We start from the raw sequence: 11,945 nt of genomic DNA on the forward strand, positions 1-11,945 counted from the left end.
CACATGCGTTTAGATCGACTCACCACCAAGTTTCAGGAAGCTTTGGCCGACGCCCAAAGCTTGGCTGTGGGAAAAGACAACCCCACGGTTGAACCTGCACACGTGCTGTTGGCCATGCTCAAGCAGGGCGAGGGGTCTGTTCGCGGGGTGATCAGCAAAGCGGGCGGTAACCCGCAGGTGTTAGTGAAAGGTGTCGAGGCCGAGGTGAACAACTTGCCGCAAGTGGCGAACAATGCCGGTCAGATCCAGATTGGCAGCAAGTTACAGGCCGCCCTGAACCTCACCGACAAAGAGGCTCAAAAGCGTGGCGACCAGTTTATTGCCAGTGAGCTTTTTTTGCTGGCTTGTCTGCAAGACAGCACGGGTTTGGCCCGGGTAATGAAAGAAGCGGGCTTGAACGCCCAGTCGCTGAACACTGCAATTGAGCAGGTGCGCGGTGGCGCAGCCGTTGACAGCGCCGACGGCGAAAGCCAGCGGGAGGCCTTGAAAAAATACACCATTGATTTAACCGAGCGCGCCCGCATGGGCAAGCTGGACCCCGTCATCGGTCGCGATGATGAAATTCGCCGTGCCATTCAAATTTTGCAGCGCAGAACCAAGAATAACCCAGTGTTGATTGGCGAGCCTGGTGTGGGTAAAACCGCCATTGTGGAAGGTTTGGCCCAGCGCATTGTGAATGGCGAAGTACCCGATACGCTGAAAAACAAGCGTGTGTTGGTATTGGACATGGCCTTGTTGCTGGCGGGTGCCAAGTACCGCGGCGAATTTGAAGAACGCCTTAAAGCCGTGTTGAAAGACGTGGCCGCCGATGAGGGGCAAACCATTGTGTTTATCGACGAAATTCACACCATGGTGGGTGCAGGCAAAGCCGAGGGCGCGATTGATGCCGGCAATATGTTGAAGCCCGCATTGGCCCGTGGTGAATTGCATTGCATTGGTGCCACCACGCTGGATGAATACCGCAAGTACATTGAAAAAGACGCGGCACTTGAGCGTCGCTTCCAAAAGGTGTTGGTGGGCGAGCCCAGTGTTGAAAGCACCATCGCCATTTTGCGCGGCTTGCAAGAACGCTATGAGTTGCACCACGGCGTGGACATTACCGACCCAGCGATTGTGGCCGCTGCTGAGTTAAGTCATCGTTACATCACCGACCGTTTCCTGCCCGACAAGGCCATTGACCTGATCGACGAGGCAGCCGCGCGGATCAAGATGGAAATTGATTCCAAGCCTGAGGAAATGGACAAGCTGGATCGTCGGATCATTCAGCTGAAAATTGAACGCGAGGCTGTGAAGCGCGAACAAGACGACGCCTCCAAAAAACGCCTGGCCCTGATCGAAGAGGAAATTGTTCGTCTTGAGCGTGAGTATGCAGATCTCGACGAAATCTGGAAATCTGAGAAGGCAGCTGTGCAGGGCAGTGCCGCCATCAAGGAAGAGATCGATCACATTCGTGCTGAAATTGAACAATGGAAGCGCAAAGGCGACTGGCAAAAAGTGTCTGAACTTCAGTACGGCAAATTGCCCGATCTGGAGAAAAAACTGAACGATGTGAAAGACAACGAGGGTGGCGAGAAGAAACCCAACAGGCTGTTGCGCACGCAGGTGGGCACCGAAGAAATTGCGGAAGTGGTTAGCCGCGCCACGGGTATTCCGGTGAGCAAAATGTTGCAAGGCGAACGCGACAAATTGCTGCAAATGGAAGCGGCCCTCCACATGCGCGTGGTTGGGCAAGATGAAGCTGTTACTTTGGTATCCGATGCCATTCGCCGTTCTCGTGCGGGGCTTTCCGATCCCAACAAGCCCTTGGGTTCATTTCTTTTCCTGGGCCCAACAGGCGTGGGTAAAACAGAATTGTGCAAAGCCTTGGCGGGTTTCCTGTTCGATTCGGAAGATCACCTTGTTCGCATCGACATGAGCGAATTCATGGAAAAGCACACCGTAAGCCGATTGGTGGGTGCGCCCCCCGGCTATGTGGGGTACGACGAAGGCGGTTATTTGACCGAGGCTGTGCGCCGCAAGCCTTACAGCGTGATTTTGCTGGATGAGGTCGAGAAAGCCCACCCCGATGTATTCAACGTGCTATTGCAAGTGCTGGATGATGGCCGCCTGACTGACGGACAAGGCCGCACGGTGGATTTCAAAAACACAGTGATTGTGATGACCTCAAACCTGGGGTCGCATGAAATTCAGCGCTTGGCCGGGCAAGATGGCGAGGTCATTAAGGCCGCAGTGATGGAAGAAGTGAAGATGCACTTCCGCCCTGAATTTATTAACCGGGTGGATGAGCTGGTTGTGTTCCACGCTTTGGACAATGCACACATTGCGAACATTGCACGCATTCAGTTGCAGCGTTTGCAACAGCGTTTGGCCAGCCGCGATATGCGCCTGGAAGTAAGCGACGCCGCCTTGGCCGAGGTGGTGAAAGCTGGCTTTGATCCCTTGTACGGTGCGCGACCTTTGAAGCGGGCCATTCAGCAAATTATCGAGAATCCGGTTTCAAAAATGATTCTTGAAGGTCGGTTTGGGCCGAACGACGTAGTCCCGGTGGATTACAAGGATGGTGCTTTCACTTTTGATCGGGTGGTTCACTGAAATAGTGTTCAGGAACCTGCCTGTTGAAATCATTCGAGAAACTCGACAGGCTTGATTCAATGGAGTGGCGGGCCAGGTTTAATGCCTGGCCTGCAAATAGTCTGGGCAAGCCCGAGTAGGGCATCAAGTCGTGTTCGGGTGTTTCCAGCTGCTTGCCGGCTTCATCCCGAAAGTAGCTGCTAGTTTTGTAAAGGCTCTCGTATTCGTTCTCTCTCAAGCGGGCGACATAGCACTCAATTCTTTCCAGTGGGTGTGCCAGGCCGGTTTCCGCCAAATAGTTTGCTTTGGCCTGCCGAATGGCCTCCAGGCGACCCACGCCGTCCAGGGTGATCAATTGATTCTGTTTTGCACAGCCAATCTTCAATGCGCCAGAGGACCCTGCAAGTTCATCCATTGCGTCCATGTCAATCGTTTTTTCTGAAGGATTCGCCTTTAACCACGCCAGAATACGGCTGGCACGTTGGGCTGTTTTTTCAATCGCCTCACCATCGATACTGTGTTGTGACCGAATCGCATCGATTGGCACGTTTAGGAGGTTGTAATCCAGATTGCTTATTCTTCCCGTGATCCAGGCCGAGGTGTTGTGTCGTTTGACACGAGCAGGGCAGGCGATGGCTGTCAGCAGTTGGGGCAGGGCCTTTAGGCTGCCGAACTTGGAAAACATGGCGCGAATTCCGCCGCTGTCAGCTTGCTGCAGTGGCATGGCTTGTTGCGCAATACAGTCTTTCAGCGTCGTGCTGGATTGATGTTGGTTGAAGTGACTGGCAATTGCTTTCGCGCAGAGCGGGATTGATTCGTCCGGGGCGGGTTTGCTGTGTGAGAAGGTTTTGACACTGGATTGTGGGCTGGCTTCTGGCGTATTGGATATCACTTGGCGATTCAACAGTGGTTTCAATACTTTTTTGTGTCGCCCGGGGTCTTGAAAGTTCAACCCCGGGTTGTTCAAATCGCGCTCAATGCGCCGCTGCGTACATGGCCTCGCCAGCTTCTACCGGGTTACCTGTTTTGTTGAAGGTTTCCAGCCAGACACCGTAGTTGTGCACGGTTGGGTCTTGCCAGGGGTGAAAACCAGGTTTGAAGTAATTCAACAATTTGGGCAGCAGGCTGCTGTACAGGCCTTTGGGGCCCAACAACCACACCAAACCTTTCGAATACATCTTGAACCGGGTCCAGCCTTTAAAGCCATCCGTGCCCAAAATAATCCACGTGAACACCAGCGTGTGCAAGGTGAAGTTGAACATGGCGTGGGCCATGGCAAGGCTGCGTTTGAAGTAGCCGACCTTGGCTACTTTCTGCATCACATCAAAAGCCACTGCCTTGTGTTCCATTTCTTCGACTGCATGCCAGGCCAGCATGGCGCGAACGCGGTGATCAGCGCCTGCCATCACCTCTTTGCGCGCAAAAAACATTTCAGCCATCATGGCCGTGAAATGCTCTAGAGCAGCGGTCATGGCCAGGTTGTATTCGGGGGACAGCACCTGCAAACGGCGGTTCATGATTTTCGTAATCACATGCAGCATTTTGTCCACTGGCACACCTTGTTCTTTCAGGCGTTTGTTGTAATCGGTGTGCACCTTGCCATGCTGACCTTCCTGAAAAGAAAAGTCTTTAACCGCTTTCAACAATTCAGGATCGGTAATTTTGTCTTTGAAGTTGCGCACACTCGAAATGAAATAGCGTTCGCCGTCGGGAAAGCTCATTTGTACGCCGTCAATGACGCGGGTTTTGAATGCGTCGCCGTCCATCCAGTAGCGTGGAATGTCTTTGTCAGTGATTCCAAAATCAAGATCTTTGCGAACCACGATGTCTTCTTTGAATGATGTAGTAACCATTTCCGCCTCCTGCTGCTTTGTATGAACAAAGATTACCGAATCAGCTCGGTACACGATATGATTTGAAATGACAAAAAAGGAAGAATTCGCGACATATTTGATCTGATCCTGCCACAGGAGGTTTGGTGGAAACCATCAATTTTCAAATGCTTGCAAGCCTGGCCAACGCCGCGCGGCGCTGCGACATTGACTTGAACAGTGTGATGCAAGAACTGAAGCTAGAGATCGACATGAGCGGGGATCCACGCCGACGCATGTCTTTGTCTTGCTTCAGTTCCCTGTTTTCGGCAGTTGAGGCACGCAAGCCCAGCCAACACTTTCCGCTGGTGTTTGGTGATTCTTTCAATTTTGATGGTTTGCCCGAGCTTGCAACCTTTGTGACCAGCGCTTCAACGCCCCAGGAGGCCATGCGAGTTTTGGACTGGTCGCCAAAGCTGTTGCACCCCAATTTACACTTCATCACACTGAACCTGGGGGCCGAAGCGGCTCTGGAAGTCAGGGTCTCCGATCCGGAAGGTGTGCACGAGAACCTACCCGGATTTGTTGAGGCCTCCATGTCGGCCGTGTTGAAGTTTATTCATCTTCTCAGCCCTGGTTCGCACTTGATCAAGCGGATTGAGTTTCGCCATGCGCCTTTGACGCTGGAATCTGCTTATCAAGAAGTACTAAAAACCACGGTGCTGTTTGAGCAGCCAAACAACCGCTTGGTGGTAGATTCTTCCGCGCTGGATTTGCCCTTGCCGGGGGGCATCCCTTCAGCACACCACAAGGCGCAAGCCGTGATTTTGAACCGCCTGCTGCCGGACGTAGAAGAGCAAACCCTTGAAAAACAGATCAAGCGCTTGTTGAAGTCGCGCTTGAGTATGCTGAGTGAGCCTATACAGGTGATTGGCGAGATACTGCACATTCACCCCCGTACCCTGCAGCGAAGGCTGAAAAGCGAAGGCAAATCGTATGCTGAAATTCTGGGGACTGTTCGGCATGAGCTGGCCTGCGAAATGTTGAAAGGTTCGGTGCTGGACATTGAAACCATTGCCGCGAACCTCGGCTATTCAGATCGCCGAAGTTTTACCAGTGCATTCTTGAAATGGCAGGGTATCTCCCCGAGGGAATTCAGAAATCAGCAGTGAAACCTTTCGGTCATGTTTGGTGCCTGAATTTCATGTTTAAATTTTGGCTATTCATTCACTTAATTTTCGGAGCTTTCCATGACCCCTACCACTGATCTTTGCGATGCCAACGAGGACAAAATTGCCGCAGGCACTTTGCGAGTTGTTGAGCCCATGTTTCAAAGTTGGGGCTTGAAAAGCAGCTTCATGGGGCAAGCCCACACCTTGAAAGTGTTTGAAGACAATTCAATGGTGCGCAGCGCCCTTGAAAAAGACGGGCAGGGCAAAGTGTTGGTGGTCGATGGTGGTGGCAGCATGCGCTGTGCCTTGGTGGGAGGCAATCTGGGTATGCTGGCCGAGAAAAACAACTGGGCTGGTATTGTGGTGTATGGCTGTGTACGCGACACCCTTGAACTGGATGAATGCGATGTAGGTATTCGAGCGCTAGGCACACACCCCATGAAAAGCCAGAAGCGAGGCATCGGCCACGAAAACATTGATGTGGCCTTGAGTTTCACCACTGTGCGCCCCGGCAATTGGGTGTATGCAGATGAGGACGGCGTTTTGATCTCAGATTCAGCTTTGATCTGACCCTTTCAGGACAGGTCTCCGGTCAAAAAATTCGGGGGCCTGGTTTCATCGGTTTGAATCAACGAAGTTCGACTGACCCGTATTGCGCCTGTACCCGAAACTATTGATATTTCATCGTAGCCTTTTTTCACGACAGGTTCCACACCATACGTTTTAACCAATGAGGCAATGATTTCGTCTGTGCTTTGGTCTATGCCGGCTGTCACGCACAAGAATTTGCCGGGATTGGGAATCAGTTGATAGATTCGGTTGACTGCCCCCTCAATTTTGCTGAGTTGATCCGGTTGTATGTGGGCCACCAAGGCCTTGCCATCGGACTCGCGCCACAAGGCCAGGCCCACGCAAAGCGCGCACCCCGTGGTGCCAATCCGAACTGAATGGTTGTGGTTCGCGGCAGATGAGATCAAGCCATATTGGTTCTGTCCGATCATGTGGGTAGCAAGCAGGCGAGTCATCTTCATGTCCATTTGATGTTTTTGTTGAGTGGTCCGGCAGGGTCAAAATGTTCACACGAACCATTTTTAGAAGGTTGCGGCGCATGATTTAGAGTGCAGACTCTTTTTCATTTAGAGAAAAAGTATTTCGCATCGTGAATAATTTAACTTAAGTTATTGATTTTAAACAATACGAAAAAAAGTCTTGTATAAGATATAACTCTTGTTGCTCTGCGAAATGATCTGTAAGATACGGCTCATCACCTGATCGACACCACTTGCCCAAGTGATACCCGCGAAGCTGCACCCGCAGGGCACCGCAAGTAGGCCATCAAGCGAACCGTTTTCTTTTTTCTTCTATTGCCTTCTGAGGACATCACTATGAAATCTTTTGACCAACAGGTTCAAGAACTCAACAAAGACTGGGAAACCAACCCACGCTGGAAGCTGGTAAAGCGCGGCTACAAAGCCGAAGATGTGGTACGTCTGCGTGGTTCACTGCAGCCCGAGTACACACTGGCCAAGCGCGGTGCCGAAAAGCTGTGGGAAAAAGTAAACGGTACAGCCAAGAAAGGCTACGTAAACGCCTTCGGCGCGATCACTGCTGGCCAGGCCATGCAGCAAGCCAAAGCCGGTCTTGAAGCCGTTTATCTGTCAGGCTGGCAAGTTGCTGCTGATGGTAACAGCTCCGAAACCATGTACCCAGACCAGTCTCTGTACGCTTACGACTCCGTGCCAAAAATGGTTCGTCGTATCAATAACACATTCCAGCGCGCTGACGAAATTCAGTGGAAGAACATTTGCGACGGCAAAATGAAAGCCGAAGATGCAATCGACTACTTCCTGCCTATCGTTGCTGACGGTGAAGCTGGTTTCGGTGGCGTATTGAACGCTTACGAACTGATGAAGAACATGATCGCCGCTGGTGCAGCGGGTGTTCACTTCGAAGACCAGTTGGCCGCTGTAAAGAAGTGTGGTCACATGGGTGGCAAGGTGTTGGTTCCAACCGCTGAAGCGATCCAGAAGTTGATTTCTGCTCGTTTGGCTGCCGACGTAATGGGTGTTCCTTCAATCGTTCTGGCCCGTACAGACGCTGAAGCCGCCAACCTGTTGACTTCCGATTTCGACGAAAACGACAAGCCATTCCTGACTGGCGAGCGCACTCCCGAAGGCTTCTACCGCGTGAAGAACGGTCTGGAGCAGGCCATCAGCCGTGGTATCGCCTACGCACCTTATGCTGATTTGGTGTGGTGTGAAACAGGTACGCCCGACATCGGTTTTGCCCGCGAATTCGCGCAAGCCGTTCTGGAAAAGAACCCAGGCAAGCTGTTGAGCTACAACTGCTCACCTTCTTTCAACTGGAAGAAAAACCTGAACGACAGCCAGATCGCTTCCTTCCAGGAAGACCTGTCCGCCTTGGGTTACAAGTACCAGTTCATCACATTGGCCGGTATCCACGTCAACTGGTACAACACATTCAAGTTCGCAAACGCCTACGCTCAAGGCGAAGGCATGAAGCATTATGTCAATATGGTTCAAGAACCTGAGTTTGCAGCACGCGAACAGGGTTATACTTTCGTATCTCACCAGCAGGAAGTTGGCGCAGGTTACTTCGACGATGTAACGACTGTGATCCAGGGTGGCGCTTCTTCAGTAACAGCCTTGAAAGGCTCTACAGAAGAAGAACAGTTCCACTGATCTGCTAGTTTGAACTGAATTTGTCGGCAATCTTGGCAGTCTCCCACCCCAGGAGGGGTGGATAGATTGACCGACGGAGGGGGAGAGGAGACAAGCTCAAAAAATCAATTCAAGAGTATTTTTCCCCTTGCTGGGCCTTTACAAAAGGCCCAACAGCGAGTGCTGAAGCCCGGTAAGAAACTTGCCGGGCTTTTTATTTGAATGTACTGATTGCATGTACAAGCACATTCGATACGGATTGAAGTTGCTGTGCTACCTGGGTGTTGTTTTGTGCCGCTTGGGTGTTTTCTTCGGTCATTCTCGCCACTTTCTCTACACTTTGGCTAATCTGTACACTCACCTGCGACTGTTCCCTCATGGACACGGCAATGGTTGAAATTGCGTCTGAAACCCGTTCAGAATGGTTTTTGATGTCCAGGATAGTCATGTTCACTTGATTGGCCTGGCTCAAGCCAGCCTGAACCAGTTTCACAGAATTACCCATACTGCCGACCGCACCTTGAGTCATGCGTTGAATGTCATAGATCATGTCCGAGATCCGATGCGTTGCAGTCTTGGTTTGTTCTGCAAGTTTTCGAACCTCGTCCGCAACCACTGCGAATCCACGGCCCTGGTCCCCGGCTCTGGCAGCTTCAATGGCTGCATTCAAGGCCAGCAGGTTCGTGTGTTCAGCTATTTCAGTGATGGTTGAAATGATTTCTGAAATATCATTCGAACGTGCCTCGAGTGTTTGTACTGTCAATGCGCTTTCATCAACCGAGTGGGCGATTCGTTCAATTCCACCCACGACCATTTTCAAAGTGGCAATGCCATTTTCAGCAGCATTTCTAGCAGTGTGTGCCGTGTCGCTGGCCTGAGAAGTATTCTCCGAGATGTGCGAAATGCTGACGGTGAGTTCTTCAACTGCCGCAGCCATGGTCGAAGTGGCCTCGGCTTGTTCATCACTGGACTTGGCCATGGCCTGCGACAGGCGAGACACCTGATTTGAGTTGTCGTCCAGTTCCTGTGCTGATTGGCGAATGCCGTTGATCAATACCCGAAGATTATTCTGAGCTTTGGATATCTCTTGCAACAGCGTGTCGATTTCATCTTTGCCTTGAGTTTGAACGGTGCGCCCAAGCTGGCCGTTTGCCAACTCCCGAATATGCTGGTTTGCTTTGGCGAGTTTGGTTCTAAGCAATTTCCCAAGGCGAAGCATGATCATGACACCCGCGAGCAAGGACAAGACAACCACTGAGCCTACCGCCCAAAGGGAACTGGTGTAGGTTTGAACAGACTGAGCAGTTCGATTCTCAAGCATGGTTTTTTCGGCAGATTCAACCTGATCCAGCAAGGCCTGCATTTTATCCATGATGGGCTTGCCGGACATGGCTGCAAAGATGTCCAGAAAATCAGCCTGATCAAGTTCACCCTTGTCCAGGCTTTGACGCAGTTTGATGGTTTCATCGATCGAAAAAGTCAGCCATGGCGAATAGAGGGTTTGCAATTCCTCAACCCAGACGAATGATTCTGGCAGTTCATTTTTGCGTTTTGACAGATAAGCAAGTTCTTCCTGATAGCGTTTTTTGCCAAATTGGTATGTCGACAAATAGGAGTCATCGCCAGTCAGCAAGTATCCCCGTTGGCCCGATTCAATGAATACCAGACTCTCACGAATGGTGCTGACATGTTGCAGTGTTTTGAAACTGTCGGTGTTGTTCAGCCCACTGACTTGAATGCGTTGCATGTTCCACAAGCCCAAGCCCCCTCCAATGGCGACGCAAGCGATCAACAAGGCGAAGCCCAATACTATTTTTGACTGTATGGTTTGAAGCATCGAAATTCCTGAAAGACAAAGATTGAAATTTTGTCAATTATCAGCAGTTCGGTTGACTTTCAAAACCTTGAAATGCGGGGTGGTTCTGAACCCCGCAATTCAAGCAAATTCACGAATTTGAAACAAAAATCAATTACGCGTTTGAAGGCTCTGGCCGGGTTTTGATGAGGTCGTGAACGATGGCATCGCTCAATGTGTCTTCCCAGCGGTATACATGTACATCGGGCAGGGCACCCAGCATTTGTTTTTCCTCTTTCGAGTACGCCTGCACAAAAATCTGAATTGCCGGGTTCAGCATTTTGGCGTTTTCGATCATCTGGCTCAGCCCCGGGGTATCGCCAGTGGCAATAACAAGGCTATTTGCGTTGGTGGTGTGCGCTTGAACCAAGGTCACCGGGTCTGCATATTCGCCAGACACGGCAGCCTGTCCATTCTTTCTCAGTTTGGCCACTACTTCACGGCTGGTGTCGACAATCACCAACGGTACATTTTTCTTCTTCAGTGATTTCGCAATTTTTTTGCTCAGTTCGGTGTGCCCCACCAGCACCACGTGTTTACCAAGGTACTTGCCATCCGTTTGCTCAGGCAGTTCTTCCATCGTGTGGCTGCGCGCATTCAAATTGCGAACCCATTGAAAGCGCTGCACCATGTAATCATTTATTTTTGGGATTAAAGAGAACACCACCGGGTTCAGGGCAATCGACAAGATTGCACCCGACACCACCAGGCTTTGCACTTGAAGATCCACCAGCCCCAGGTACAAACCAAGTCCAATCAGGATGAATGAGAACTCGCCAATTTGTGCAAGGCTGGCCGCAATGACCAAGGCGCTCTTGAGGGGGTATTTGAACAGCAGCACCAGTGCTCCGGCGGCCAGCGATTTGCCCAGCACGATGATGGCCACCACGGCGAGTACGCGCAGCGGGTATTCCAGAATAACGTCGAATTGAAACAGCATGCCCACTGATACAAAAAACAGCACAGCGAAAGCATCGCGCAAAGGCAGGGATTCCTCGGCAGCACGGTGGCTAAGTTCAGATTCCCGCATTACCATGCCTGCAAAGAAGGCACCCAGTGCGAAAGACACATCAAACAGCCCTGCGGCAACGAAAGCCAAGCTGATGGCCAGTGCAATGACTGAGAGTGTGAACAATTCACGGGAGCCTGTTTTCGCAATGTGCCAAAGCATCCAGGGAATAACACGCTTGCCCACAACCAGCATCAAACCAACGAAAAGCGCTACCTTCACCAAGGTGAAACCAATGTCGAATACCAGGTTGGTTTCCGGGTCCAGGGTTCCGCCTTTCAACAAACCAGCCAGTGGTGGAAGCAAAACCAGAATCAATACCATGGCCAGGTCTTCAACCACCAGCCAACCTACTGCAATTTGACCGTTTGCACTTGTTAGCATGCCGCGTGCTTCCAGTGCTTTTAGCAACACCACTGTGCTGGCCACTGACAAAGCCAAGCCAAACACAAGGCTTTGGCCCATCGGCCAATCCCAGAAATAAGCTACACCCATGCCGAGCAGTGTTGCGGCCGCCATTTGAACAATGGCACCGGGCACTGCAATTTTTTTAACAGCCAGTAAATCGTTGAGCGAAAAGTGCATGCCCACACCGAACATCAGAAGCATCACACCGACTTCGGCCAATTGATTGGTTAGTGCGGGGTCCGCTACAAAGCCAGGGGTGGCTGGGCCAATCAGGAATCCGGCAACCAAATAACCCAACAAGGCGGGAGCCTTTAGTTTTTCTGCGATAAAACCGAAGATGAGCGCAAGGCCAAAACCAAATGCCAAGGTGGCAATCAGGGAAACGTCATGGGGCATGATGGGGGCAGTCCTAATGGTATTGTTCTAATGATAGCAAGT

9 protein-coding genes are annotated in these 11,945 nt (G+C 51.3%); 4 read left to right on the forward strand and 5 right to left on the reverse strand.

From position 1 onward, the window contains the following. The first annotated feature begins 3 nt into the window (after positions 1 to 3). Positions 4 to 2,592: an ATP-dependent chaperone ClpB gene (gene clpB, locus LMED105_RS12380; protein WP_008251810.1), complete on the forward strand. Its 2,589-nt coding sequence runs from the start codon at positions 4 to 6 to the stop codon at positions 2,590 to 2,592. Here clpB and LMED105_RS12385 read toward each other — a convergent pair. Continuing rightward, positions 2,567 to 3,475: a hypothetical protein gene (locus tag LMED105_RS12385; protein ID WP_156799688.1), complete on the reverse strand. Its 909-nt coding sequence runs from the start codon at positions 3,473 to 3,475 to the stop codon at positions 2,567 to 2,569. The two genes, clpB and LMED105_RS12385, sit on opposite strands and share 26 nt — an antisense overlap. Positions 3,476 to 3,545: 70 nt before the next feature. Continuing rightward, positions 3,546 to 4,424: a metal-dependent hydrolase gene (locus tag LMED105_RS12390; RefSeq protein WP_008251812.1), complete on the reverse strand. Its 879-nt coding sequence runs from the start codon at positions 4,422 to 4,424 to the stop codon at positions 3,546 to 3,548. 125 nt (positions 4,425 to 4,549) lie between these two features. Between LMED105_RS12390 and LMED105_RS12395 the strand changes: the two genes are divergently transcribed. Continuing rightward, positions 4,550 to 5,554, forward strand: a complete 1,005-nt coding sequence (locus tag LMED105_RS12395) for an AraC family transcriptional regulator (RefSeq protein ID WP_156799689.1) — start codon at positions 4,550 to 4,552, stop codon at positions 5,552 to 5,554. Positions 5,555 to 5,632: 78 nt separating this feature from the next. After that, positions 5,633 to 6,124, forward strand: coding sequence for a ribonuclease E activity regulator RraA (gene rraA, locus LMED105_RS12400; RefSeq protein WP_008251814.1), 492 nt, complete (start codon positions 5,633 to 5,635; stop codon positions 6,122 to 6,124). A gap of 5 nt (positions 6,125 to 6,129) precedes the next feature. Here the strand turns inward: rraA and LMED105_RS12405 are convergent, their stop codons facing one another. Beyond that, the gene (locus LMED105_RS12405) at positions 6,130 to 6,579 is read right to left on the reverse strand and encodes a hypothetical protein (RefSeq protein WP_156799690.1); all 450 of its coding nucleotides are present in this window, start codon (positions 6,577 to 6,579) and stop codon (positions 6,130 to 6,132) included. Between the two features lie 360 nt (positions 6,580 to 6,939). Here LMED105_RS12405 and aceA point away from each other — a divergent pair, with 360 nt between their 5' ends. Beyond that, the gene (aceA, locus tag LMED105_RS12410; protein ID WP_008251824.1) at positions 6,940 to 8,256 is read left to right on the forward strand and encodes an isocitrate lyase; all 1,317 of its coding nucleotides are present in this window, start codon (positions 6,940 to 6,942) and stop codon (positions 8,254 to 8,256) included. Between the two features lie 193 nt (positions 8,257 to 8,449). Here aceA and LMED105_RS12415 read toward each other — a convergent pair whose 3' ends face one another. Beyond that, entirely contained in the window at positions 8,450 to 10,072 is a 1,623-nt protein-coding gene (locus tag LMED105_RS12415) for a methyl-accepting chemotaxis protein (protein WP_008251828.1), read from the reverse strand. Positions 10,073 to 10,205: 133 nt separating this feature from the next. Then, positions 10,206 to 11,903, reverse strand: coding sequence for a cation:proton antiporter (locus LMED105_RS12420; RefSeq protein ID WP_008251844.1), 1,698 nt, complete (start codon positions 11,901 to 11,903; stop codon positions 10,206 to 10,208). Positions 11,904 to 11,945: the final 42 nt, after the last annotated feature.

Origin of the sequence: Limnobacter sp. MED105 (assembly GCF_000170915.1) — a bacterium.
Classification (GTDB): Bacteria; Pseudomonadota; Gammaproteobacteria; order Burkholderiales; family Burkholderiaceae_B; genus Limnobacter.